This is a genomic window from Streptomyces sp. NPDC111507, assembly GCF_055638955.1.
On record NZ_JBVKBU010000006.1, the window covers coordinates 25,236 to 48,625 of the forward strand.

General features: G+C 70.1%; 22 protein-coding genes, 2 pseudogenes and 1 riboswitch. Of the genes and pseudogenes, 14 read left to right on the forward strand and 10 right to left on the reverse strand.

Annotation, left to right across the window (positions count from 1 at the left end; translation table 11 throughout):
• Positions 1-105: 105 nt before the first annotated feature.
• Positions 106-582, reverse strand: a pseudogene (locus ACZ7M2_RS24310) (DUF4158 domain-containing protein); the annotation flags it as partial.
• A gap of 744 nt (positions 583-1,326) precedes the next feature.
• Here ACZ7M2_RS24310 and ACZ7M2_RS24315 point away from each other — a divergent pair.
• From ACZ7M2_RS24315 to ACZ7M2_RS24330, 4 genes are all read left to right on the forward strand, one after another.
• Positions 1,327-2,646, forward strand: coding sequence for a recombinase family protein (locus ACZ7M2_RS24315; RefSeq protein WP_471597046.1), 1,320 nt, complete (start codon positions 1,327-1,329; stop codon positions 2,644-2,646).
• 511 nt (positions 2,647-3,157) lie between these two features.
• Positions 3,158-5,188, forward strand: coding sequence for an NACHT domain-containing protein (locus tag ACZ7M2_RS24320; RefSeq protein ID WP_471597047.1), 2,031 nt, complete (start codon positions 3,158-3,160; stop codon positions 5,186-5,188).
• A complete protein-coding gene (locus ACZ7M2_RS24325; protein ID WP_471597048.1) occupies positions 5,160-5,828 on the forward strand; it encodes a hypothetical protein in 669 nt (222 codons plus the stop codon). The genes ACZ7M2_RS24320 and ACZ7M2_RS24325 overlap by 29 nt, the downstream gene beginning before the upstream one ends.
• 305 nt (positions 5,829-6,133) lie before the next feature.
• Entirely contained in the window at positions 6,134-7,291 is a 1,158-nt protein-coding gene (locus ACZ7M2_RS24330; protein ID WP_471597049.1) for an 8-amino-7-oxononanoate synthase, read from the forward strand.
• Here ACZ7M2_RS24330 and ACZ7M2_RS24335 read toward each other — a convergent pair.
• Positions 7,251-7,475 (reverse strand): DUF397 domain-containing protein, encoded by a 225-nt coding sequence (locus tag ACZ7M2_RS24335; protein ID WP_471597050.1) that lies wholly within the window; start codon positions 7,473-7,475, stop codon positions 7,251-7,253. The two genes, ACZ7M2_RS24330 and ACZ7M2_RS24335, sit on opposite strands and share 41 nt — an antisense overlap.
• Before the next feature lie 12 nt (positions 7,476-7,487).
• On the reverse strand, positions 7,488-8,345 hold the full coding sequence (locus tag ACZ7M2_RS24340; protein ID WP_471597051.1) for a helix-turn-helix domain-containing protein: 858 nt from the start codon (positions 8,343-8,345) through the stop codon (positions 7,488-7,490).
• A gap of 212 nt (positions 8,346-8,557) precedes the next feature.
• Between ACZ7M2_RS24340 and ACZ7M2_RS24345 the strand changes: the two genes are divergently transcribed.
• Positions 8,558-9,016 carry an ATP-binding protein gene (locus ACZ7M2_RS24345; protein WP_266416963.1) on the forward strand — a complete coding sequence of 153 codons (459 nt, stop codon included), beginning with the start codon at positions 8,558-8,560 and terminating at the stop codon, positions 9,014-9,016.
• 342 nt (positions 9,017-9,358) lie between these two features.
• Here ACZ7M2_RS24345 and ACZ7M2_RS24350 read toward each other — a convergent pair whose 3' ends face one another.
• The 4 genes from ACZ7M2_RS24350 to ACZ7M2_RS24365 all read right to left on the reverse strand — a co-directional run bounded on the left by ACZ7M2_RS24350 (position 9,359) and on the right by ACZ7M2_RS24365 (position 11,946).
• Positions 9,359-9,880 carry a DUF6328 family protein gene (locus ACZ7M2_RS24350; protein ID WP_471597052.1) on the reverse strand — a complete coding sequence of 174 codons (522 nt, stop codon included), beginning with the start codon at positions 9,878-9,880 and terminating at the stop codon, positions 9,359-9,361.
• 87 nt (positions 9,881-9,967) lie between these two features.
• On the reverse strand, positions 9,968-10,441 hold the full coding sequence (locus ACZ7M2_RS24355) for a C40 family peptidase (RefSeq protein ID WP_054228982.1): 474 nt from the start codon (positions 10,439-10,441) through the stop codon (positions 9,968-9,970).
• 3 nt (positions 10,442-10,444) lie between these two features.
• Positions 10,445-10,599: riboswitch (cyclic di-AMP (ydaO/yuaA leader) on the reverse strand.
• Positions 10,600-10,976: 377 nt separating this feature from the next.
• Positions 10,977-11,282, reverse strand: coding sequence for a hypothetical protein (locus ACZ7M2_RS24360; protein WP_054228981.1), 306 nt, complete (start codon positions 11,280-11,282; stop codon positions 10,977-10,979).
• 7 nt (positions 11,283-11,289) lie between these two features.
• Positions 11,290-11,946: an ATP-dependent Clp protease proteolytic subunit gene (locus ACZ7M2_RS24365; protein WP_471597053.1), complete on the reverse strand. Its 657-nt coding sequence runs from the start codon at positions 11,944-11,946 to the stop codon at positions 11,290-11,292.
• 202 nt (positions 11,947-12,148) lie between these two features.
• Here ACZ7M2_RS24365 and ACZ7M2_RS24370 point away from each other — a divergent pair, with 202 nt between their 5' ends.
• The 8 genes from ACZ7M2_RS24370 (at position 12,149) to ACZ7M2_RS24405 (ending at position 18,986) form a co-directional block, all read left to right on the forward strand.
• The gene (locus ACZ7M2_RS24370) at positions 12,149-12,427 is read left to right on the forward strand and encodes a type II toxin-antitoxin system Phd/YefM family antitoxin (RefSeq protein ID WP_060902456.1); all 279 of its coding nucleotides are present in this window, start codon (positions 12,149-12,151) and stop codon (positions 12,425-12,427) included.
• Between the two features lie 269 nt (positions 12,428-12,696).
• Positions 12,697-12,999: an urease subunit gamma gene (locus ACZ7M2_RS24375; protein WP_054229180.1), complete on the forward strand. Its 303-nt coding sequence runs from the start codon at positions 12,697-12,699 to the stop codon at positions 12,997-12,999.
• Between the two features lie 16 nt (positions 13,000-13,015).
• Positions 13,016-13,327, forward strand: coding sequence for an urease subunit beta (locus ACZ7M2_RS24380; protein WP_471597054.1), 312 nt, complete (start codon positions 13,016-13,018; stop codon positions 13,325-13,327).
• A complete protein-coding gene (locus ACZ7M2_RS24385) occupies positions 13,320-15,041 on the forward strand; it encodes an urease subunit alpha (protein WP_471597055.1) in 1,722 nt (573 codons plus the stop codon). Before ACZ7M2_RS24380 ends, ACZ7M2_RS24385 begins: the two co-directional genes overlap by 8 nt.
• The gene (locus ACZ7M2_RS24390) at positions 15,041-15,715 is read left to right on the forward strand and encodes an urease accessory protein UreF (RefSeq protein WP_471597056.1); all 675 of its coding nucleotides are present in this window, start codon (positions 15,041-15,043) and stop codon (positions 15,713-15,715) included. The genes ACZ7M2_RS24385 and ACZ7M2_RS24390 overlap by 1 nt, the downstream gene beginning before the upstream one ends.
• Positions 15,716-15,812: 97 nt before the next feature.
• Entirely contained in the window at positions 15,813-16,496 is a 684-nt protein-coding gene (gene ureG / locus ACZ7M2_RS24395) for an urease accessory protein UreG (RefSeq protein WP_471597057.1), read from the forward strand.
• Positions 16,493-17,254, forward strand: a complete 762-nt coding sequence (locus ACZ7M2_RS24400; RefSeq protein ID WP_471597058.1) for an urease accessory protein UreD — start codon at positions 16,493-16,495, stop codon at positions 17,252-17,254. Before ureG ends, ACZ7M2_RS24400 begins: the two co-directional genes overlap by 4 nt.
• Positions 17,255-17,387: 133 nt before the next feature.
• Positions 17,388-18,986: an alpha/beta hydrolase gene (locus tag ACZ7M2_RS24405; RefSeq protein ID WP_471597059.1), complete on the forward strand. Its 1,599-nt coding sequence runs from the start codon at positions 17,388-17,390 to the stop codon at positions 18,984-18,986.
• Between the two features lie 61 nt (positions 18,987-19,047).
• Here ACZ7M2_RS24405 and ACZ7M2_RS24410 read toward each other — a convergent pair whose 3' ends face one another.
• On the reverse strand, positions 19,048-19,773 hold the full coding sequence (locus tag ACZ7M2_RS24410) for a lysophospholipid acyltransferase family protein (protein ID WP_352046705.1): 726 nt from the start codon (positions 19,771-19,773) through the stop codon (positions 19,048-19,050).
• A gap of 110 nt (positions 19,774-19,883) precedes the next feature.
• Positions 19,884-20,402 carry a CGNR zinc finger domain-containing protein gene (locus ACZ7M2_RS24415; protein WP_471597060.1) on the reverse strand — a complete coding sequence of 173 codons (519 nt, stop codon included), beginning with the start codon at positions 20,400-20,402 and terminating at the stop codon, positions 19,884-19,886.
• Between the two features lie 26 nt (positions 20,403-20,428).
• Here ACZ7M2_RS24415 and ACZ7M2_RS24420 point away from each other — a divergent pair, with 26 nt between their 5' ends.
• Complete coding sequence (locus tag ACZ7M2_RS24420) at positions 20,429-20,944, forward strand: GNAT family N-acetyltransferase (RefSeq protein ID WP_471597061.1); 516 nt, start codon at positions 20,429-20,431, stop codon at positions 20,942-20,944.
• Between the two features lie 96 nt (positions 20,945-21,040).
• Here the strand turns inward: ACZ7M2_RS24420 and metE are convergent.
• Positions 21,041-23,360, reverse strand: a pseudogene (gene metE / locus ACZ7M2_RS24425) (5-methyltetrahydropteroyltriglutamate--homocysteine S-methyltransferase).
• Positions 23,361-23,390: the final 30 nt, after the last annotated feature.

Here is a 23,390-nt window from a genome sequence, read left to right on the forward strand (position 1 = left end):
CTCCTCCAGCAGCCGCAGCAGCCCCGCCCGCTGAGCGGCGCTCATGCGGTCGTGGATGCCCGCGCGGATCGAGGCGTTCACCTCGGTGCGGATCTTCGAGGCCATCTTGTCGAAGGTGGAGAACCCGGGTAGCTCCAGCCCGGCCTCCACCACCTTTTCCAGCGCGATGTTGATGAGGTCCGCCGGGCGGTTCTTCGCCGCAGCCTCCTTGCGGATCGACTGCTCGGCGATCCCACGGGCCTTGGCCTGGTCGTATTTCACGCCGACTTGCTTACGGACCAAGCCCCGGTGATGCTTGGCCGTCCTCTCCGCCCGGTACACCGGCAGCGTGCCCTCCGGCAGCTCTACCTGACGTCGCACGAAGTCCACCACCATCTCGGGGATGTCCTCCACCGCCGGGAAACACCCCATGCGCTGGTACGACTTCAGCATCAGCAGCAGGGCCACCAGATGCTCATCGCAGTCCGTGGCATCGGCCGCCCACTCCAGCTCGTCGCGAGTCGGCGAGAAGAACAGATGCAGCTCGTGCGCGGTGATCAGCCCCTTGAACCGCGGATACGCGGTCCGCTCGATCGAAGTCACAACCCACCTCAGGCCCGGACGACAACAACATCACCAACGAAACTGAGCCGAATGGGTGACGGGCCGAGCCTCTCGAGGCTTCAAGATCATTCCGTTGCCCCTTTGCCGCGTATCTCGGTCACACCCCAACGTGGGCAGGCCGAGGACGACGGCGTAGTAGAGGGCGATGAACCAGGCGGGGGTTGTCTTGCCGGTGCCGCCAGGCAGGCTCGCGCCGAACTCGGCCCCGACGCGCTCCTCGGCGCCGGAACCGTGCGCTCGGCCGCGGACGCCGCCCGCGCCGTGGAGGCCGGCGCCTCGTATCTCGTCACCCCGGTGCCGCTGGTCATGACGTCGGCCCGCGCTGGCTCCGGGATCCCGCCTCCTGCACTCCCCTCGCTGCTGCCTTCATGTCCCACCATGGCTCACCCCTGGTCGGGGACGCGGCCGACGGCGGCGACCTGGAGCAACTTCGCGCCCGCGCGGCCGTGTTCCGCAAGGTGGCCGCGGAGGGGACGCCGTGGCCGCCAGCACGCGCAGCGCCTCACGCACGACTGGGAGATCTGATGGGAGCCCTGACGCCGACCGAGATCGAATCCGCCCTTTTCCCGGGGCGCGTCCGCGATCAAGCATCTTCCGGCTCGGCGACGGCCTGCACGCCGACCCATCGACCGTTTTGTCTCCCTCATTGGTAACACGTTGAGTCACCAGGTCGTGATCAAGGAACATGCAGGCCAGAGGGCATTCGCACCAATATTTCAACGTATGACCCCGTTTAGTAAGGGTGCGTCATATGAGCGCATCAGCAAGGCGTATGAGGGCGACGAAGACGGTGTCATCCGTCAAGGCGAGGACACCGCAGAGTTGGCCGAACAGCGCGGAATCCCCCTCCAGGGGCGCCGCTTCCGGGACAACGACAAGTCGGCCACCCAGGGCAAGCACCGCCCCCAGTACGAGCTCCTCATGGCTGCCGTACAGCGCGGCGAAGTCGACGTCATCATCGTCTACATGCTCGGCCGGCTCTGGCGGAACCGGCGCGAACGGGCCGAGGGAATCGAGATCCTCCGCAAGCACGAGGTGTCCGTGCTGTGCGTCAAGGGCCCCGAGTTGGACCTCACGACGGCCCCTGGCCGTCTCCTCGGCGAGGTCGACACGTTCGAGGTCGAGCAGATGTCGGAACGGGAGCAGCGGGAGATGCGCCAGCGCGTCGAGCGCGGCCTGCCGCCGACCGGGCCACGCTGCTTCGGTTACACCGCAGACGGCGCGGAGCTCGTCGAAGACGAGGCCGCCGAGGTCAAGGACTGCTTTCACGCGCTGCTCGCCGGAGCGACCCTCTCCGGCATGGCCGCCGACCTCAACGAGCGGGGCATCCTCAACCGCAACGGCAAACCCTGGTCACACAACGCCATCCGCGGCGTACTCCTGAACGAGCGCTACGCAGGGCTGCGTCAGTACCGCGGCGAGCTGCACCCGGGTAAGTGGCCGGTCATCGTGGACGAGGCCACATGGCGGGCGGCGAAGCACGTCCTTGAGGACGAGAGCCGGGCGACGAGCCCGGGACCGGGCCGGAGGTGGCTGCTGTCGGGGATCGCGCGGTGTGGTGTCTGCGACGACGGGACGACCGTGACGTCCGAGTCGCGGGGCGGCCCGAAAGGCACACGGGGGCTCACGGCGCCGCTGTACCGGTGCCGGACGACGAAGCACCTGGCGCGCGGTACGGAACCGATCGACCTCACCGTCGAGGAGTACGTGATCCGGCGCCTGTCGCGCCCCGACGCCGTCGATCTCCTCGTCGACGAGACCGCACCGAGGACGGAGGAGCTGCGAGCGAAGGCCGTTGCCTTGCGGTCCCGAATCCAGTCCCTGACCATCGAGTTCGCGGATGACGACGATGCGGACGCCGCCGAATTCAAGGCCGCTACCCGCAGGATCAAGGCCCGGCTGGCTGACGTCGAGGCGCAGATGGCGCACCCGCAGCGGACGCGCATCCTGGTGGACATCGTCACCGCCGAAGATCCCACCAAGGCCTGGAAGGATCTGACGCTGGACCGGCAGCGCGCGGTCGTCGAGACGCTGCCACGGTAACGCTCCTGCCCGGCCGTCCGGGCAGGACGCCGTTCGATCCGCGATCGGTGCGGATCGAGCCGCTCCAGGGGATGGGCTGACCCCGCGACCGACGAGGGCAGCCCGCGCAAGTGGTACGCCGTGCCGCGCCGAGACGAGACGAGCCCGTGTGACGGTGTCGTGTGCTGGGGCTGCCCTGAGGTGCCACCGGATGGGTTTCACAAATTCACATGCTTTCGTGCGTGCGCCCATACGGCAGCGGTCGGCGGCTCGACGGGGCCCGACCGGCGCTCTGCGGGGGGGCGTACTTCCTACGCAGGTTCGCCGGGACCGCTGTGGCTCCCGGCGATGCGCAGCGCTCGCGCGCCGGGTGGTCGCAGTGGATACCTTCGCCCGCGCGGACGCCGACCCGGTGCTGGTCGAGCGGTGCGTGCGTGACAGATGGCGGCCCGAAGCTTCTCAGCGAACGTGAGGCAGCGCCGTGCGAGGATACACATCGTGGCGAGACGCGGTGGTGCGGCCGTCGGGGCAGGTGCCGACAAGCCTGCGTGTTCCTCCTTCGGGCAGGGTTGCGCCGCCGGTTGCCACCAAGGCCGACTATCTGCCGCTGGATCAACTGCCGTGGCCGGATGCGGAGCGGCTCTATCTGCGGCTGGCCGAGCGGGACGGGCGGGCTGAGCACGCCGAGTTGTACGGCACGGCGGGGCAGAGCCAGGAAGGCATCGACCTGTTCGTCCGCAACACCCGCGATCCGGCTGCGTCCGCCGGCACCGATCCCGGCCGCCGCTACACCACCTTGCAGTCAAAGCGCGTGGCGACGCTGTCACCGGCGCACATCATCACAGCGGTCGACAAGTTCTTCGCAGGTTCCTGGGCCAGCCGCTCGGAAGTCTTCATCTACGCCACCACCCATGACCTGCGCCCCACTGCGTTGGCTGAGGAACTCGAGCGCCAGGCGGACAGGCTACACAAGGCGGGGATCCGGCTTGAGCGCTGGGGACGCGAGTCGGTGAGCGAGCGGCTGCGGCACCTGCCCGAGATCGTCGACGACTTCTTCGGCCGCTCCTGGGTAGCCGAGTACTGCGGTCCCGAGGACGCACAGGCTCTGGCGAACCGGCTGCCGGGCCCGGACGTGGAGGCATTGCGCGCGGGCCTGCGCGGCCTGTACCGGGCGTCCTTCGCTCTTCAGGACACAGGGGCGGTCCTGCTGGCTCCGCCCGTGTCCACACACCCGCCCAAGCCGCTTGATTACGTGTTGCTGGACATCACCGACAGCGGCGGTGAGTTCCTCGGCGGCCAGCCGGGCACTGCGGGTGAGCAGGCCTTGGCGGACGAGCGCCGAGACGGGCATGGTTTGCCCAGCGCGACCGGCCCAGGTGCGGCAGGAACGGCGGAGATGGAACGGGCCGTCGGCGTGCACGCCCGCTGGTCCTACCGTGACGCCGTTCCCGCCGTGGACCGCCTGTTGGCGCGCGGTCGTGCAGAGGACGAATTGGGCGGCCTGGAGGTGACCCGCAGCGCCTGCGACGAGTGGCTGGCCGACGGTGATCTTTCCGTCGTGGTCGGCGGGCCAGGGGCGGGAAAGTCGAGTCTGCTGCGCTTCGTGGTGTCCGACCTTCTGGACGACGGGCCCCGTTCGGCAGCTCTGGCCGTGAAGTTCGGCTCGCATCTGCCGGTGTGGTTGCCGTTCTCGTTTCTGTGCGAATACCTCAAGGGGGATGCCGAGCGGTCGGTGGAGTCCGCTGTCCGGGCCTGGCTCACCCGCTACTCTGCGCAGCACCTGCACCATCTGGTGGCGCGGGCCCTGGCCGATGACCGACTGCTGCTCGTCGTCGACGGTCTGGACGAGTGGACCGACGAGGGCAGCGCCCGCCCGGCCCTGACACTCCTGGAGAACTTCGTCCGCAGCCGTAACGTCGCCGCCATCGTTTCGAGCCGCCCCTACGCTCTGCGTCGTCTGATGCCTCTGGCGGGATGGCGGGTGGGAAACCTGGCCCCGCTGTCTGCGGCACAGCAGCAGAGCATGACACGGGCTGCGTTCGCCAGGGCTGTGACCGCCGAGCCGGCCACAGCCGCAGGCGAACCGAAGGCAGATCAAGTTGCGCAGCGCCTCACGGGTGAGACCGCCGACCGCTTCCTGGACGAAGTCAAGGCCGTGGCCGACCTCAAGGCGTTGGCCGCCGTTCCGCTGTTCCTGCTGATGCTGGCCGGGATGTGGTCCAGCGGCCCGCTGCCCACGCGCCGTATGGAGGCCTATCGGCGGCTGGTTGACGTACTGCTGGAGCAGCATCCGGCCATCCGGCGCCGCGATGTGCGCCGGCCCGTCGGCGGACTGGATGCCCGGGACATCCGCCAAGTGCTTGCCGCTGTCGCCTACGAGCTGCGGCGGGCCGACACGGGATTTCGACCCGGCAGCCGTCTTGACTCCCGAGGCCCGCAGGGTGATGGGTGGAGAGCAGCGGGTTGCCGCGTGGGCCGCGCGCCAGTGGGCGAAGGCGCTCCACGTCGGCACGTACGAGGCCGCTGTCCACAACATGCTGCGTCGGATCCGCGACCAGGCTGACCAGCGCAGCCAGTTCTATCTGTATCTGGTCCGTCTGAAGCCATCCGTCGTGGTGCGGGAGGGGTGGCTCGTCGACCCCGGCAACTTCGTCGGCGACGTCGTGCTCGACGAGGTCTGCCCGCCAGGCGTCGACGTCGCCCGCTACCTCAACTACCACGAGGACCCGGGAGGGCTCTCGCTCGCGCTGGGGAGGGACGCGATCGCCAACGTTCAGCGGATCGCTGTTCCGCTCCCCGACACCTGGGATGGCGGCTGGGCGCGCGATGCCGTCGCGGCTCTCGAGGGCGTGAGCGGCACCGCCGTCCCGGCGACCGGCAAGCCGGCCCGCTTCATGCGGCCGTCATCGTCGCGAGCCGTCCTGGGCCGAGAGCTCGGTGCGTCCCTGGCCGGCAGACTGCCGGTCAACCTCCATGACCAGTTCGCGTCGGCCGCGGCGTTCGCCGAGGGAGAGGATCCAGAGCAGTGGGCGCGACGGACCAGCGCCCTGTTCGATCTGATCGACGATCCGACTCGCGTGCTGGCCGCGCTCGACCGGCAAGATCCCGGCAGGTCTGAGAACGGCTGGTTCCGCGTGGCCTGTACGGGCCGGTGCGGGACTGCCTCGACGGTGTCTTGGGCGGCTGACGCGTTCATGGAGTGACTACCTCCCACCCGAGGAGTTCGAGACGGCTTACTACCGCTCTTTGACCACCCCGAACGCCGCCTGAGCCACACAAGATCGGCCGCTACGAAACTCGGGGCAGCTCAACAGATCGTGAGAAACGGTCTTCGGTCCAGGGTGTGATACAGCCTCTGACCTGTGTTGATCCTGTGCCTGATAATTCTCGGTGTGGGTATTGCCACATCATGGGCGCCGCGTCGCCCCGCTAGGGTCTGTGCACTGCCTACAAAACGACCACCTTCATGACCCCCTCACGACCACTCCCAGGGCCCGGAGGCACCAGCATGGCCGGATCGCCGTTCGCGTGGATCGACGAGCAGGCGCACCAGCGCCGCCAGGCCGGACTCGTCCGCACCCTGCGCCCCCGCGCCGCCGACTCACCCCTTCTCGATCTGGCGAGCAACGACTACCTCGGGCTGGCCCACCACCCCGAGATCACGGCGGCCGCCGCACAGGCCGCGCGCCGCTGGGGCGCCGGTGCGACCGGCTCGCGGCTCGTCTCCGGCACGACCGAACTTCACGGCGAACTCGAACGCGAGCTGGCGGAATTCTGCGGCTTCGAGTCCGCGCTCGTCTTCTCCTCCGGCTACGCGGCCAACCTCGCCGCCGTGACCACGCTCGCGCCGCACGGCTCGCTGGTCGTCTCGGACGCGGGCAACCACGCCTCCCTCATCGACGGCTGCCGGCTCGCCCGGGGCGCGACCCAGGTCGTGGCGCACGCCGACCCCGACGCCGTGCGCAAGGCGCTGGGCACGCACGAGGGTCCTGCCGTCGCCCTGTCCGACACGGTCTTCTCGGTGGACGGCGACGCGGCCCCGCTGGCCGAACTCGCCACCGCCTGCCGCGAGCACGGCGCGGCGCTGCTCGTCGACGACGCACACGGGCTGGGCGTCCTGGGCGACGGCGGCCGGGGCGCCCCGCAGGCCGCTGGGCTCGCGGGCGCGCCGGACGTGGTCGTGACCGCCACGCTCTCCAAGTCGTTCGGCAGCCAGGGCGGAGCCGTCCTCGGCCCCGCCCCGGTCATCGACCACCTGGTCAACGCGGCGCGCACCTTCATCTTCGACACCGGTCTCGCGCCCGCGGCGGCGGGCGCGGCCCTCGCGGCGCTCAGGCTGCTGCGCCGTGAGCCGGAGCGCGCCGCCCGGGCTCGCGCGGTGGCGACGGCGCTGCACACCCGGCTGACCGCCGAGGGCCTGGAAGCCGTACGACCGGACGCCGCCGTGGTCTCCGTGCGCGCACCGTCCCCCGAACAGGCCGTGCGGTGGGCCGCCGACTGCCGGGAAGCGGGACTCGCCGTCGGCTGCTTCCGCCCCCCGTCCGTGCCGGACGGCATCTCACGGCTGCGGCTGACCGCCCGCGCGGACCTCACCGACGCACAGATCGAGCACGCCGTCGGCGTGATCAGTTCAGTCCGGCGACAAAGCCCTCCCAACTGGCGATAGTGAAGAGCAGGGCGGGGCCCGCCTTGTTCTTGGAATCGCGCACGGCGACCAGTCCGGCCCAGGGTCCTGGGCCGGGTCGGGCCGTCTCGACGCAGTTGTTCATTCCCGTACTGCGGCTGCTGCGCAGCCATCGCACGTCGTGGAGTGAAGTACTGGAAAGTACGTACCGAGGCAGTGCAGTCATGGGGGTGCCTCCTTACGCGCCGTCACCTATCCCGGCGATGTAGTCCAACGAGTCCTCGGGCGAAAGGGCGTGGAACTGAAGGGCGTTGAAGGCCTCGGTGTAGGCCTGAAGGTCTTCTTTCCGTTCGAGATAGAGGCTACTCGTCAAGTGGTCGAGAACAACCACATCCAGATCAGTTGTGTTCGGAAATGAGAAGATAACGAAAGGCCCGGTGACGCCGATATGGGCTCCCGCGGCGAACGGCAGGACCTGAAGCCGCACTTGAGGCAGGGTGGCAGCCTCCCGCAGACGCTCCAGTTGCCGAGCCATCACCTCCGGGCCGCCGACCTCGCGTCTTAACACGGCCTCGTCCAGGACCGCGGTCAGTTCCAGCGGCGGATTCGAACGCAGGACGTCCTGCCGGGCGAGGCGCACCTCGACGAGAGCGTCGAGCTTGCCGTCCTCCAGGCCGCCGACGGCGACCCGGGTCACCTCCCGCGCGTACTCGGACGTCTGGAGCAGTCCGGGTACCACCGAGGTCTCCAGCGTGCGCATGCCGCTGGCCTGGGACTCCAGACTGATGAAGTCGCGGTACGTGGGCGGCAGGACGCCGCGGTAGGCGTGCCACCAGTGATGGCGGCCGTTGCCCTCGGAACCCGCGAGGCCAACCAGGAGCTCCCGTAACTCGTGCCCCGTGACGGCGTAGGCGTCCAACAGGCGCTCCACATCGGCCGGTTTCACTCCACTGATACCGGTCTCGATCCGGCTCACCTTCGACTGGTGCCAGCCGACGAGACGGGCCGCCTCACCACTGGTGAGACCCGCATCGGCGCGCAGCGCGCGCAGTTCGGCACCGAGCTTGCGGCGGCGCACCGCGGGACCGTGCTGCATGGCCGTACTCCTTACTCCTCCCGAGCCGCCCAAATACGCTCCGCCGTCGCAGAGTTCACCGCATCGAGCGACAGATATATGCATATCTCGGTGGATCGCACCCGTGACCGGCCCAGTGATGGCAGTCTGGCGCGAAGCACCAGTCCGGGACCGTACTCGAACCATCCGCTCCGTGTCGGACTCCGGTCCCGTGGGAAAGGGACGACGTCGCCATGGCAGATCACCAGGAAGCATCCGTCACTCTGCCGAGCGATCCCGCCTCGGTCTCCGCGGCCCGGAAATTCGTCGCCGATGTGCTGGCCGAATGGGGCCTGCCGTGCGACGCCGAAGTCGCGGACACCGTACGCCTGATCGTGTCAGAACTAGCCACCAACGCCGTCCAACACACTTTCGGACAGTCGCCCACCTTCACGGTGGACGTCCGGCTCGACCGAGATGAACATCTGCGGATCGGCGTCACCGACAGCCATCCGCGCTTTCCCAAACGTCTGCCCGCCGCCGTCCAGCAGGACAACGGGCGCGGCATGGTGATCATCCGCTGGCTGACCGCCGAATGCGGCGGCAGACTCGTCGTCCGGCCCACCCGCGAGGGCGGCAAGACGGTCGCCATCGAGCTGCCCTGGACGGTGCCGGCCCAGCCGGTGACGGCCGGTGGCCCACAAGAGCCCTGAGGAGCGGCTCAGTTGTCGTGTCCGCCCCGTCCGGCGCCTCGCGGCGGGGCCCGGAAGACCTCGGTCGGCGGCACCGACCGGTCCCCGGCCCGGCGGGCGACGGAGATCGTACGGCGCGGATCTCCCGGTCCCGGCGACCGCGGCCCCACCGGAGCCGCCGCCGTCCCGGCCACCATCTGCGCTACGACCGCGCTGTCCGGCCGGTGCGGCCGGCGGCGGTCGGGACGGACCGCCCGCCGCGGCAGGGGTTCGTCACCGAGGCGCTCGACCCGAAGGCGCCGAGCACCCTCCTCAGCCGACTGCCGCGGTTCGTGCCCGCGGGCGGTCCGGCGATGAGCGCGCTCACGGTTCTCGGTCCGGTGCTTCTTTCGGAGCCGTCGCTCCGCTGACGACGGCACGGTGCACCAGGCCGGGCAGGAGGCCCCACAGCGCCACACAGACGAGCAGGGTGCCCGCGCCCGAGGCGATCCCGGCGGCGCGTCCCAGCGCCACGTCCACGACGAGCAGCACCGATCCCGTCAGCGCCAGCATGAGCACGCCCATCCCGACCGTGGCCAGGACGGAGGAGACCCGCACGATGGTCGGCTTCGCGCCCTGCCGGAACAGCGACCTGTGCAACGCGGCGGGCGCCGTGAAGAGCGCGGCGGCCGCCACGGCCAGCAGGAGGGTGGTGACGTACGTGGCGCGCTGCACCGTGTCGAGGGACGGGAAGCGCGGGGTGAACGCCAGCGTCAGCAGGAACGCGAAGAGGATCTGCACACCGGTCTGCGTGACGCGCAGCTCCTGGAGCAACTCGCCGAAGTTGCGATCGGCGCGCTCCAGGGGCGTCTCGTTCCGTTCCTCGGGGGAAGGTCGCTCAGCCATGGTGAACGAGTAACCGGTTCGTCCGCTTTTCACGCCCGGGGGTGGAACCCCGAGGGGGTGCCGGCCGGCGGCACCCCCTCGGGCAGGTCAGCTGACCCGGCCGTACCAGACGCTCTTCGTCCAGATCTTCTGCAGCTTCACGACCTCCCCTGTCTTCGGGGAGTGCCAGATCTTTCCCTTCCCGGCGTAGATGCCGACGTGGTACACGTTCCGGCCCGAGTGGAAGAACACCAGGTCTCCGGCCTTGCGGTGGGACGCGGAGATGTGGTGTGTCTTGTTGTACTGCGCCGCGGCCGTACGAGGCAGCGTCTTGCCCGCCTTCTTGTACGAGTAGAGCGTGAGCCCGGAGCAGTCGAAGCGGCGTGGCCCGGCGGCGCCGTACTGGTACGGGGAGCCCTTCTTGGAAGCCGCGACCTGAAGTGCCTTCGTCGCCAGCGTGGCCGCTTCGGCGTCGGATGCGACGCCAGGAACCACAAGGCTGCCGCCCACGGCGGCGAGGGTGAGCGCCGAGGCCGTACCGGCCCGGGTCCACAGCGACGGGACACGATTGAGCGCAGTCATGCGCAACCCTTCGTCAGCCGCCTGTGAAGGATGACCTGTCGGATTCGGGCTGGCGAAGTAGCCCGGCCGCTTGCGCGGCTTCACCCCAAGGGCCGCCCGGATCTCTCCGGCGACCCGTCTTGCTGGGTCCTCCACTCCTGCCGATGCACTTCTGTCGACCGGTCATCCGGGCAGCGGCAGGACTCGGCGTCCGCCCGGACCGCCCCGCCGCTGTGGCGGGGGCTTGTCGTCGGAAGGGATCTTCACGCATAGCGGTCAGAAAATCCGAGCGGAACCGGCGATTTGTGGCGTTACTCACCACTCACCCGTTCGGGTGGACGACCCTCTGTTCGGGCGATGTTGGGGGCGCCGACGACGCGCCCACCAGCACCGGAGCGTCTCATTCCGCCTCCGGGCTACGCGCGTTGCGCAACTTTTTCGGTTCCCCGAAGGGGCCTGTGACTACTCCATCAGGGGGTACACCATCTGGTCCGTTTGAACCCCGGGCCGGACGCCTCGCCGACTCGGCGCGCACGGCGACCCGGGTGTGGGTGTGTCAGTTGTCGGCGTCGGGCGGCAGGGTGACGCGGGCCGCCCGCCGCTCACCGTCGAGGACGCGCAGAGCCTGCGCCAGCGTCGGTGCGTGCACCTCGCTCTCGCCGCGCTGGTGCATCAGCGCGAGGGCGTCCCGCAGCTCGGTGGCCTTGGCGACCAGCGCCTGGGCGGCACGCAGCCCGCGGTAGGTGTCTCCGGGCCTGGCCGGGTTGATACGGCCCAGCAGGTCGACCACGTCGAGGTAACGGTCGATCAGCTCGGCCTCGGCGCGCGTCAGCGCGGGCAGCGGGGGCAGTTCGGGCACCATCGGCGGATCACCTCGCGTCGGGTGTGGCGTTCCTCGCACCGGGCGCGGTGCGCGAGGTCTTGCGGCTGGGGATGATCCCGTCCACCAGTCCGTACGCCAACGCGGCCCGAGCGTCCAGGATCTTGTCCCGCTCGATGTCGGCGGCGACCTGTTCAGGACTCTGCCCCGTGTGACGTACGAGCATGTCCTCCAGCAGCCTCCGAGTGCGCATCAACTCCTCGGCCTGGAGGGCCAGATCGCTCGCCTGTCCCTGTACCGGCTCGGGAAGTGACGGCTGGTGGATCAGCACCCGGGCTCCCGGCAGTGCGAACCGCTTGCCCGGCGCACCGCCGGCCAGCAGCACGGCGGCGGCCGAAGCGGCCTGCCCCAGACAGGTGGTCTGCACGTCGCAGCTGACGAACTGCATCGTGTCGTAGATCGCCGTCATCGCGCTGAACGAGCCGCCGGGGGAGTTGATGTACAGCGCGATGTCCTGGTCCGGTGCCAGATATTCGAGGTGCATGAACTGCGCCATCACGTCGTTCGCCGAGGTGTCGTCGATCGGCGTCCCGAGGAACACGATCCGCTCGTCGAGCAGCTTCGAGTACGGATCCAGGGTCCGGTGCCCCATGCTCGTCCGTTCGGTGAACTCGGACAGGACGTGACGGGCGGACGGTTCATTCATGGCACGCGCCTCCTGTGAAGGGTTCTGTAAAAAATGTACAGGACGTACAGAGCGGGGGAAGGGTGCTCGGCTGACAGCGAACGTCCCCGTGCGCCGCCGGTGGAGAGGGTCGCTTGATGGTGCGCACGGATCGTTTTCGGTGGAGCTGAACGAGATCGTCCGCTCTGTGGGGGTGCCGGGGGCCCGGTCTAAGCTGGTGGACATGGCCTACGAGATTCCGGTGACCCAAGCCAGGGCTGAGCTCGCCGATCTGATCAACCGGGTGGTGTACGGGGGCGAGCGCGTCGTCGTGACACGGCACGGCAAGCCCCTTGTCGCCCTGGTCTCCGCCGCCGACCTGGAGCGGCTCGAGGAACTCCCGGAGTCCGCCGACGAGCAGGTGGTCAGCTCCCTCTCCAGCGTCCGCGAGGTCGCCTCCGCCCCGCGTGAGCGCCAGCGCTTCGGCATCGCGGCGGAGCACCGGGGGCACGGCGCCTCGTAGGGTCCCTTCGGCGGCGACGGTGAGGGCGGTGGCCGCGCCGAAGGCGGATGGCCGTCGCGCCGTATACGGTCCGGCCCATGGCCTCGTCCCGGGCCGCGGCCTCGACGACGGCCCGGGAGCGTCCACGTCGGTCATCTGTGGAGCACAGCGCGGTTAACGTCCTCGAAACGACGGCCAACTAGCGTGCCCATCCACGCCACCAGGGGTTTTGGTGGCTGCGGCCACCGGACCCCGCACGGTCCGGAGCGAGGACTGTGAGGTGGGACGCCGTGCAACTGACCCCGCACGAGCAAGAGAGGCTGCTGATCCATGTGGCCGCCGACGTGGCCGAGAAGCGACGGGCCCGCGGGCTCAAACTGAACCACCCCGAGGCGGTCGCCCTCATCACGTCGCACATCCTCGAAGGCGCGCGCGACGGCCGTACGGTCGCCGAGCTGATGTCCTCCGGACGCAAGATCCTCACCCGGGACGACGTCATGGAGGGCATCCCCGAGATGATCCACGACGTCCAGGTCGAGGCGACCTTCCCGGACGGCACCAAGCTCGTCACCGTCCATGACCCGATCGTCTGACGGGGGAGCGAGAGCCATGATTCCCGGAGAGATCCTGTTCGCCGACGGACCCGTCGCCATCAACGAGGGCCGCGAGGTCACCCGGCTGACCGTCCTCAACGCCGCCGACCGGCCCGTCCAGGTCGGCTCCCACTACCACTTCGCCGAGGCCAACCCCGGTCTGGACTTCGACCGCGCCGCCGCGCGCGGCAAGCGGCTCAACGTCGCCGCCGGCACCGCCGTGCGCTTCGAGCCCGGGATCCCCGTCGACGTCGAACTCGTTCCGCTCACCGGCGCCCGTGTCGTGCCCGGCCTGCGCGGGGAGACCGGAGGTGCCCTCGATGCCTGAGCTGTCGCGCGCCGCGTACGCCGACCTGTTCGGCCCCACCACCGGCGACCGCATCCGGCTCGCCGACACCGATCTGCTGATCGAGATCGAGGAGGACCGTTCCGGCGGCCCCGGGCTCGCCGGTGACGAGGCCGTGTTCGGCGGTGGCAAGGTGATCCGCGAATCCATGGGCCAGGCGCGCGCCACGCGCGCGGAAGGCACTCCGGACACGGTCATCACCGGTGTCGTGATCGTCGACCACTGGGGGATCGTCAAGGCCGACGTCGGCATCCGCGACGGCCGGATCACCGGCATCGGCAAGGCCGGCAACCCGGACACCATGGACGGGGTCCACCCCGACCTCGTCATCGGCCCCGAGACCGAGATCATCGCGGGCAACGGACGGATCGTCACCGCGGGTGCCATCGACGCGCACGTCCACCTGATCTGTCCGCAGATCGCCGACGAGGCGCTCGCCTCCGGCATCACGACGCTGGTCGGCGGCGGCACCGGTCCCGCCGAGGGCTCGAAGGCGACGACGGTCACTCCCGGCCCCTGGCACCTCGCCCGGATGCTGGAGGCGATGGAGCAGTACCCGCTCAACTTCGGTCTGCTCGGCAAGGGCAACACCGTCTCACGCGACGCGATGCTGTCGCAGATCCGGGGCGGGGCGCTGGGTCTCAAGCTGCACGAGGACTGGGGCTCCACGCCCGCCGTCATCGACGCCGCGCTGACGGTCGCCGACCGCACCGGTATCCAGGTCGCCATCCACACGGACACCCTGAACGAGGCCGGGTTCGTCGGCGACACGCTCGCCGCGATCGCCGGCCGCGGCATCCACGCCTACCACACCGAGGGTGCGGGCGGCGGGCACGCGCCGGACATCATGACCGTGGTCTCCGAGCCGCACATACTGCCCAGCTCCACCAACCCGACCCGGCCGTACACCGTCAACACCGCCGAGGAACACCTCGACATGCTGATGGTCTGTCACCACCTCAACGCGGCCGTCCCGGAGGACCTGGCCTTCGCCGAATCCCGCATCCGGCCCTCCACCATCGGGGCCGAGGACATCCTGCACGACCTGGGCGCCATCTCGATCATCTCGTCCGACGCGCAGGCGATGGGCCGGGTCGGCGAGGTCATCATGCGGACCTGGCAGACGGCCCACGTGATGAAGCGGCGGCGCGGCGCCCTCCCCGGTGACGGGCGCGCGGACAACCACCGCGTACGTCGTTATGTCGCCAAGTACACGATCAACCCGGCGCTCGCGCAGGGCCTCGCCCGCGAGATCGGCTCCGTCGAGACCGGCAAGCTGGCCGACCTCGTGCTGTGGGAGCCCGCGTTCTTCGGGGTCAAGCCGCAGCTCGTCATCAAGGGCGGGCAGATCGCGTACGCGCAGATGGGCGACGCCAACGCGTCCATCCCGACACCACAACCGATCCTGCCCCGGCCGATGTTCGGGGCGATCGGACGGGCACCCGCCTCGAACTCGTTCAACTTCGTGGCGCCGCTCGCCATCGAGGACGGACTGCCGGAGCGGCTCTCGCTGGGGAAACGGTTCGTGGCGATCGACTCGACGCGTGGGGTGACCAAGGCCGACATGCGGGAGAACGACGCCCGGCCGCGAGTACGGGTCGATCCCGACAGTTTCGCCGTGCACATCGACGGGGAGCTGGTCGAGGCCACTCCGGCCGCCGAACTGCCCATGGCCCAGCGTTACTTCCTCTTCTGATGTCCCGCGCGGCACTACTCGTCCTGGCCGACGGCCGCTTCCCCGCCGGAGGGCACGCCCACTCCGGCGGGGCCGAGGCGGCGGTCAAGGCCGGGCGGATCAGCGGGGCGGCGAGCCTGGAGGACTTCTGCCGGGGGCGACTGCAGACGGCGGGGCTGGTGTCGGCCGCCCTGGCCGCGGCGGCCGCGCTCGGGGTCGATCCGGCGCTGCTGGACTCGGCCGCGGACGCGCGCACGCCGTCGCCGGCTCTGCGGGTCGCCGCGCGGCGGCTCGGGCGGCAGCTGATGCGGGCGGCTCGGGCGACCTGGCCGTCCGGGGAACTCGACGCGCTGGCCCGGGACTTTCCCAAGGGAGCGCATCAGCCGGTCGTCCTGGGGCTGACGGCGCGGGCCGCCGGGCTCGGGCCCGAGGACGCCGCGTACTGCTGCGCGTACGAGAGCGTCAGCGGTCCGGCGACCGCGACCGTGCGCTTGCTGAGCCTTGATCCGTTCGACGCCACGGGGGTGCTGGCCCGGCTCGCGCCGGAGTTGGACGTCGTGGCGCGTGCGGCGGCCGACGCGGCGCGGAAGGTGGTCGACGGTGGGGTCGACGCGTTGCCGTCGGCGTCGGCGCCGTTGCTGGAGATCAGTGCGCAGGCGCATGCCGCTTGGGCTGTACGGCTCTTCGCGTCGTAGGCGGATCGCCCTCGCCGCCCCTGCCCATTCTCACTCCTGGGGATCCGCCCCCAGACCCGCGTACAGGCCTGAAAGACCACACCTCGGAGCCGCCATCATGCATCTCGACCACGATCACTCCCGCGACGGGGCCTCCGCCGTCGGCGCCGACGCTCGTCGGCCCGACGGCTCGCGGCGCGCTCTGCGCATCGGGCTCGGTGGGCCCGTCGGGTCCGGGAAGACGGCGACCGTCGCCGCGCTCTGCCGGGCACTGCGGGAGGAGCTGTCGCTCGCGGTCGTCACGAACGACATCTACACACGGGAGGACGCCGAGTTCCTGCTGCGGGAGGCCGTGCTCCCGCCGGAGCGGATCACCGCCGTGGAGACGGGGGCGTGCCCGCACACCGCGATCCGGGACGACATCTCCGCGAACCTCGAAGCGGTGGAGGACCTGGAGGACGAGGTGGGGCCCCTGGACCTCATCCTCGTCGAGTCCGGGGGTGACAACCTCACCGCGACGTTCTCCAAGGGACTGGTGGACGCGCAGGTCTTCGTCATCGACGTGGCGGGCGGGGACGACATTCCGCGCAAGGGAGGGCCCGGCGTCACCACCGCCGACCTGCTCGTCGTCAACAAGACCGACCTGGCGCCGTACGTGGGGTCCGACCTGGGACGGATGGCCGCCGACGCCAAGGCACAGCGGGCCGAACTGCCCGTCGTCTTCCAGTCGCTGCGGACCGAGGCCGGGGTGACGTCCGTCGCCGACTGGGTGCGGGAGCGGCTGGCCGCGTGGACGGCATGACCACAGCGGGAGTACGGGCCACCGCACGGATCGGGGCACGGGCCGACGGGCGCGGCGGTACCGCGCTGCCCGTGCTGGACGGAGAGGGGCCGCTCGCCCTGCGGCGCACCCGGGCGAGCGGGGACGAGGCACGCGTCATGCTCGTCGGGGCGATGAGCGGGCCGCTCGGCGGTGACCGCTTCGCCGTGGAGGCGGAGGTGGGAGAGGGGGCACGGCTGCACGTCGGATCGGCCGCCGCGACCATCGCCCTGCCGGGACAGGCCAAGGGCGAGGCCCGTTACGACGTGCGGCTCGACGTGTCCTGCGGGGGTGAACTGCACTGGCTGCCCGAGCAGTTGATCTCCGCCCAGGGAAGTGACCTGTACGTGTCCTCGCGCGTCGAGCTCCGCTCGGGCGCTCGGCTCGTCTTCCGGGAGGAGCAGGTACTCGGGCGGGTCGGCGAGCAACCCGGACGGCTCACCAGTCGTCTTACCGTACGGCTCGACGGACGGCCGCTGCTGGACCAGGAGCTGTCGTGCGGTCCCGGCGCACCCGGAGGCTGGGACGGTCCCGCGGGGCTCGGGGGACATCGGGCACTGGGTCAGCTCGTCGTCGTACGGCCGGAGTTCGGGAGTGAGCCCCCGCAGGCGCGGCTGTTGGGGGAGTACGCGGCTCTCATGCCGCTCGCCGGGCCCGCGGCCCTGGTGAGCGCCCTGGCGCCGGACGCGCTGCGACTGCGGCGCGTGCTGGACGAGGCCTTGCGCGCACTCGACCGATAAGTGCTCTCCGCTCAACGGGACTTGGTACTCCGGTTATCGGAATGGTAAAGAAGGCCGGTCGCCCCTGTTCTCAGGGACCTCACAGCAGAAAGGATCCCCGTACCAATCGCAACGATGTACGGGGAGGTCCCACTTGAGGGCTAAGAGACCGACGAGACGCCTGACCGCGTTCGCTTCGGCCGGAGCACTCGTCACGGCGACCCTGATAGCCGGAGCCGTCGCGGCGCCGTCGGCCACCGCCGACTCGCGTCACGGTCAGGACCGCGAGGCCCGCGGTGCGGCGATCGCCGCCGCCCGAGCCGCGAAGGCCGGGATCAACTGGCAGGACTGCCCTGCGGACTGGGGCTTCGAGAAGCCGATCCAGTGCGGCTGGGTCTCCGTCCCGCTCGACTACGCCCACCCCTACGGCAAGCAGATCAAGCTCGCCGTCGACCGTATCGGGAACACCGGGACCAAGGAGGAGCGCCAGGGCGCGCTCGTCTACAACCCGGGTGGCCCCGGCGGTTCGGGCATGCGCTTCCCGCGCCGCGTCACCACCAAGGCCCCCCTGTGGGTGAACACCTCGAAGGCGTACGACTTCGTGGGCTTCGACCCGCGCGGTGTCGGCCACTCCGCCCCGATCTCCTGCATCGACCCGCAGGAATTCGTGAAGGCGCCCAAGGCCGACCCGGTCCCGGACTCCGAGGCCGACAAGCGCGTCCAGCGTAAGCTCGCCGCCGCGTACGCGGACGGCTGTGCCAAGCGCAGCGGCAAGGCGATGCTGGCGCAGATGACCACGCCCAACACCGCTCGTGACCTGGATGTCATCCGGGCCGGACTCGGTGAGAAGAAGCTCAACTACCTGGGCGTCTCCTACGGCACCTACCTCGGCGCCGTCTACGGCACCCTGTTCCCGGGCCACGTCCGCCGCATGGTCGTCGACAGTGTCGTCAACCCGGCGAAGGAGAACATCTGGTACCAGGCCAACCTGGAGCAGGACATCGCCTTCGAGGGCCGCTGGAAGGACTGGGAGGACTGGGTCGCCAAGAACGACGCCGCCTTCCACCTCGGCGACACCCGCGCCAAGGTCCAGGACCAGTGGCTGAAGCTGCGGGCCACCGCGAAGAAGAGCCCGCTCGGTGGCGTCGTCGGCCCCGCCGAACTGATCTCCTTCTTCCAGAGCGCCCCGTACTACGACTCGTCGTGGGTGCCGGTCGCGACGGCGTTCAGCAAGTACGTCGCCGGTGACACCCAGGCGCTCGTCGACGCCGCCGCCCCCGACATGTCCGACACCGCGGGCAACATCGCCTCGGAGAACGGCAACGCCGTCTACACGGCCGTCGAGTGCACCGACGCCAAGTGGCCCACCAGCTGGTCGAAGTGGGACAAGGACAACACGAAGCTCCACAAGAGCTACCCGTTCATGACGTGGGCCAACGCGTGGATGAACCTGCCCTGCGCGACCTGGCCGGTCAAGCAGCAGACCCCGGTGAACGTCAAGACCGGCAAGGGCCTGCCCGCCGTCCTGATCGTGCAGTCCACGCGTGACGCCGCCACTCCGTACCCCGGCGCCGTCGAACTGCACCAGCGCTTCAAGGGCTCCCGCCTGATCACCGAGAACGGTGCGGGCTCGCACGGTGTGACCGGCCTGGTCAACCCGTGCATCAACACCCGGGTGGACTCCTACTTGCTCACGGGCAAGACGGACGCGGCCGATGTGACGTGCACCCCGCACGCCACGCCGGCCCCGTAACACCCCACGCACAGAGGGGCGGCCGGATCCCCGGCCGCCCCTTTTGCCTGCCGTGCCGTTCTCAACTCAACGGTATCCGAGGGAATTTGCGGGCCTGGGCCGCGACCTCGGCCGCCTCCTCCGCCTTGACGACGGCCGCGTACCGGTCGACGTACTCCTGCTCGGAGAGGGTGAGGATGGCGTACATGATCTCGTCGGTGACGGCGCGCAGGATGGCCTTCTCGTTCTCCATCCCGGCGTAGCGGGAGAAGTCGAGGGGCTTGCCGAAGCGGATCACCACGGGGTGGAGGCTCGGGATCTTCTGGCCCGGCGGCTGCGCCTCGAAGGTGCCGATCATGGCGCAGGGGATGACCGGAACCCCGGCCTTCAGCGCCATGACCGCGACGCCGACCTTGCCCTTGTAGAGGCGCCCGTCGTGCGAACGCGTCCCCTCCGGGTAGATGCCGAGCAGTTCGTCCTTGCGCAGCACGCCCAGTCCCTCGCGGATCGCGGCCTGGCCCGCGTCCTTGCCGGAGCGGTCCACCGGGATCTGCCCGGCGCTGCGGAAGAAGGCGGCCGTCAGCCGTCCCTTGATACCGGGTCCCGTGAAGTACTCGGCCTTCGCCAGGAAGGTGATCCGCCGCTTCAGGATCGCGGGCATCAGGAAGTGGTCCGAGAACGAGAGATGGTTGCCGGCCACGATGGCGGGACCCGACGCCGGTATGTGCTCAAGGCCCTCGATCCGAGGCCGGAACACCAGCCTCAACAGTGGACCCAGAAGCACGTATTTGAGCACGTAGTAAAACACGGTGTCTCTCCAACTCTACGGAATCGGCTCTGGGGCCGCGTTCTTCCGGACGTCATCCCTGAGGATGCTCTACTGACCACGTGGGGGATAGGGGCGGCTCGTGACGCTCGTCAAACGCCGCGTGCCCGGTGGCGGCGTACCGCGTCGCGGTTGGCGCAGCGTGGGGAGCAGTACCGCTGCCGTCCGGTGCGGGAGGTGTCGGCGAAGATCGTGGTGCACTCGCTCACGGCGCAGCGTCGGAGGCGGTGCATGCCTCGTCCGGTCAGGTGCAGTGCGGTACCCACGGCGATGAGTGAGAACAGTACGGAGCCGAGTGTCTGCCGGTCGTCGCGGAAGTGCAGGTGCCAGCCGCTGCCGGCGTGGTTGGTCATCCGCGGGTGGGCGGCGGCCGCCTCCAGCATCCGGTTGAGCAGCTCGGCGCGTTCCTGTTCGTCGGTGGCATCGACGACCTCCTCCCACGCCTCCAGTGCGTCCTGGGTGCGGTCGAGGTCCTGGGGAGTGGCCGGGTCGTTCAGCACCAGCCCGGCGGCGCGGCAGCGCTCCGCGAGCTCCTCGGTGCCGGCCGGGCGTCGGTTGGCCAGATCGGCGGCCAGGTTCACGGCATCCTCGCCGTAAGGGTTGAGGTGCATAAGACCATTACATCAGTCTGGTCGGCATGGGACAACGCAAAGGAAACGGGCCGGCCGTGCGGCAGGCGGTGGAGTACGACCTGGTGGAGCTCGTACGTCTGCGGGCCCTGCTGTTCGAGAACCTCGGTGGTCACTTCTTCAGCCCCGCGTCGGCGGACGACGACTGGCTGGACGCCCTGGCCGTGGTGCTGAAGGAACAGCTGACCGCGGATGCCGTGCGCATCCTCGTGGTGGACGGTGACGGTGACAGCGACGGCGACGGCGACCGTGGCCTGGCCGCCTGTGGGATCGCCACCATCGAGCAGCGGCTGCCCGGCCCGCATCTGCGCAACGGCCGGATCGGGCACGTGATCGGCGTGGTCACCGACCCGTCGTACCGGCGCCGCGGTCACAGTCGCTCGATCATGCGGGGCCTGCTCGACTGGCTCGGGGAACGTGAGGTCGCCCGAGTGGACCTGTACGCCTCCGCCGAGGGCGAACCGCTGTACCGCGAACTCGGCTTCACCAACCACCCCGACCCCGCGCTGTACTGGCGCCCGTGAGCCACCGGCCTCCATGGGACGCGGGGCTTGTGGTGTGGTGGGTCGCCGGTGGGCCGGGAAGGCGGTGGGCGCGCTCTCCCGGCCCGTCGTACGGGCTCAGGACGCGGACAGCTCCGCGCGGACCGTCCGGGCCGCGGTGACCAGGTTCTCCAGCGAGGCGCGGGTCTCGGGCCAGGCGCGGGTCTTCAGGCCGCAGTCGGGGTTGACCCAACAGTCGTTCCGCGGGGATGGCCTCAAGTCCCTTGTGCAGCAGGGCCGCCGCCTCGTCCGCGCCGGGTACGCGTGGGGAGTGGATGTCGTACACGCCGGGTCCGGCCTCGCGCGGGTAGCCGTGGCCGGCGAGTTCACGGGCGACCTGCATGTGGGAGCGGGCGGCCTCGAGGCTGATGACGTCGGCGTCGAGGTCGTCGATGGCCTGGACGATGTCGCCGAACTCGGCGTAGCACATGTGGGTGTGGATCTGGGTGTCCGGGCGTACGCCCGCGGTGGTGAGGCGGAACGCCTCGGTGGCCCACGCCAGATACTCCGGATGGTCGCAGGCGCGCAGGGGCAGGGTCTCGCGCAGCGCGGGTTCGTCCACCTGGATGACCGAAGTCCCGGCCGCCTCGAGGTCGTTCACCTCCTCGCGCAGGGCGAGGGCGACCTGGCGGGCGGTGTCGGCGAGGGGCTGGTCGTCGCGGACGAAGGACCAGGCGAGCATGGTGACCGGGCCGGTGAGCATGCCCTTGACCGGCTTGGTGGTGAGTGACTGGGCGTACGTCGTCCAGCGCACCGTCATCGCGTCCGGGCGGGAGATGTCGCCGGCCAGGATCGGAGGGCATACGTAGCGGGTGCCGTAGGACTGGACCCAGCCGTGCCGCGTGGCGAGGTAGCCGGTGAGCTGTTCGGCGAAGTACTGGACCATGTCATTGCGTTCGGCCTCGCCGTGCACGAGGACGTCCACGCCGGTCTTCTCCTGGAAGGAGATCACCTCGCCGATCTCGGCCCTGATGCGTTCCTCGTACCCGGCGCTGTCGATCCGGCCCGCGCGCAGGTCCGCCCGCGCGGTGCGCAGTTCGGTGGTCTGCGGGAAGGAGCCGATGGTGGTGGTCGGCAGCAGGGGCAGCCGCAGGTGGGCGCGCTGGGCTGCGGCCCGTTCGGGGTAGGGCTGGGAGCGGCGGGCGTCGGTGGCCGTGACGGCGGCGGTGCGGGCCCGTACCGCGGGGTCGTGGGTGAGCGCCGAGCCGGTGCGGGAGGCCAGGTCGGCCCGGTTGGCGGCGAGTTCGGCCGCGATGGTGTCGGTGCCGCTCCCGAGGCCCTTGGCGAGGGTGACGATCTCGGTGGTCTTCTGGCGGGCGAAGGCGAGCCAGCGCTGGATCTGCGGGTCGATGTCGCGTTCGGCGGTGGCGTCGAGCGGGACGTGCAGCAGCGAGCAGGAGGCGGCCACGTCGACCCGGTCGGCCAGTCCGAGCAGGGTGGCGAGGGTGGCGAGGGACTTCTCCAGGTCGTTGACCCAGATGTTGCGCCCGTTGACGACACCGGCGACCAGACGCCTGCCGGGCAGTCCGCCCACGGCGGCGAGTGCGTCCAGGTTGGCGGCGGCGGCCCCGGTGAAGTCGAGCGCCAGGCCCTCCACCGGAGCCTTGGCGAGCACGGGCAGTGCGTCACCGAGCCGGTCGAAGTACGAGGCGACCAACAGCTTCGGGCGGTCGGTGAGCCCTCCCAGGTCTCGGTAGGCGCGCGCGGCGGCGTTCAGCTCGGCGGGCGTACGGTCCTGGACCAGGGCCGGCTCGTCGAGCTGCACCCACTCGGCGCCGGCCGTGCGCAGGTCGGCCAGGACTTGGGCGTACACGGGCAGCAGCCGGTCGAGGAGCGTCAGCGGATCGAAGTCCGCGGCCACGCCCGGCGCGGGCTTGGCGAGCAGGAGATAGGTGACGGGGCCCACGAGGACGGGGCGCGCGGTGAGGCCGAGAGCGAGGGCTTGGCCCAACTCGGCGACCTGCTTGGTGGAATCGGCCGTGAAGACGGTGTCCGGGCTCAACTCGGGCACCAGGTAGTGGTAGTTGGTGTCGAACCACTTCGTCATCTCCAGCGGCGCCGTGTCCTGGGTGCCGCGCGCCATCGCGAAGTAGCCGTCCAGCGCGTCGGCCTCGACGGCGGCGCGGTGGCGTTCGGGGATCGCGCCGACCATGACGCTGGTGTCCAGGACGTGGTCGTAGTACGAGAAGTCGCCGGTGGGTACCTCGTGGATGCCGGCCTCGGCCAGTTGCCGCCAGGTGGTCCGGCGCAGTTCGGTGGCGATGGCCCGGAGGGCGTCGGCGTCGACGCGGCCCTTCCAGTAGCCCTCGATCGCCTTCTTCAGCTCCCGGCCCTGTCCCTGGCGGGGGTAGCCGTACACGGTGGCCCGTGTCGCCGCGGCTGCGGACTTCGCTGTCACGGAAATCTCCTTCGCGAGATATCTCCCTGG

Bases quoted from the DNA above. Each gene is read 5' to 3' on its own strand.
- ACZ7M2_RS24315 (WP_471597046.1), top strand. From the start codon at position 1,327: ATGACCCCGTTTAGTAAGGGTGCGTCATATGAGCGCATCAGCAAGGCG.
- ACZ7M2_RS24325 (WP_471597048.1), top strand. From the start codon at position 5,160: ATGCTGCGTCGGATCCGCGACCAGGCTGACCAGCGCAGCCAGTTCTAT.
- ACZ7M2_RS24330 (WP_471597049.1), top strand. From the start codon at position 6,134: ATGGCCGGATCGCCGTTCGCGTGGATCGACGAGCAGGCGCACCAGCGC.
- ACZ7M2_RS24335 (WP_471597050.1), bottom strand. From the start codon at position 7,475: ATGACTGCACTGCCTCGGTACGTACTTTCCAGTACTTCACTCCACGAC.
- ACZ7M2_RS24340 (WP_471597051.1), bottom strand. From the start codon at position 8,345: ATGCAGCACGGTCCCGCGGTGCGCCGCCGCAAGCTCGGTGCCGAACTG.
- ACZ7M2_RS24345 (WP_266416963.1), top strand. From the start codon at position 8,558: ATGGCAGATCACCAGGAAGCATCCGTCACTCTGCCGAGCGATCCCGCC.
- ACZ7M2_RS24350 (WP_471597052.1), bottom strand. From the start codon at position 9,880: ATGGCTGAGCGACCTTCCCCCGAGGAACGGAACGAGACGCCCCTGGAG.
- ACZ7M2_RS24355 (WP_054228982.1), bottom strand. From the start codon at position 10,441: ATGACTGCGCTCAATCGTGTCCCGTCGCTGTGGACCCGGGCCGGTACG.
- ACZ7M2_RS24360 (WP_054228981.1), bottom strand. From the start codon at position 11,282: ATGGTGCCCGAACTGCCCCCGCTGCCCGCGCTGACGCGCGCCGAGGCC.
- ACZ7M2_RS24365 (WP_471597053.1), bottom strand. From the start codon at position 11,946: ATGAATGAACCGTCCGCCCGTCACGTCCTGTCCGAGTTCACCGAACGG.
- ACZ7M2_RS24370 (WP_060902456.1), top strand. From the start codon at position 12,149: ATGGCCTACGAGATTCCGGTGACCCAAGCCAGGGCTGAGCTCGCCGAT.
- ACZ7M2_RS24380 (WP_471597054.1), top strand. From the start codon at position 13,016: ATGATTCCCGGAGAGATCCTGTTCGCCGACGGACCCGTCGCCATCAAC.
- ACZ7M2_RS24385 (WP_471597055.1), top strand. From the start codon at position 13,320: ATGCCTGAGCTGTCGCGCGCCGCGTACGCCGACCTGTTCGGCCCCACC.
- ACZ7M2_RS24390 (WP_471597056.1), top strand. From the start codon at position 15,041: ATGTCCCGCGCGGCACTACTCGTCCTGGCCGACGGCCGCTTCCCCGCC.
- ureG (WP_471597057.1), top strand. From the start codon at position 15,813: ATGCATCTCGACCACGATCACTCCCGCGACGGGGCCTCCGCCGTCGGC.
- ACZ7M2_RS24400 (WP_471597058.1), top strand. From the start codon at position 16,493: ATGACCACAGCGGGAGTACGGGCCACCGCACGGATCGGGGCACGGGCC.
- ACZ7M2_RS24415 (WP_471597060.1), bottom strand. From the start codon at position 20,402: ATGCACCTCAACCCTTACGGCGAGGATGCCGTGAACCTGGCCGCCGAT.
- ACZ7M2_RS24420 (WP_471597061.1), top strand. From the start codon at position 20,429: ATGGGACAACGCAAAGGAAACGGGCCGGCCGTGCGGCAGGCGGTGGAG.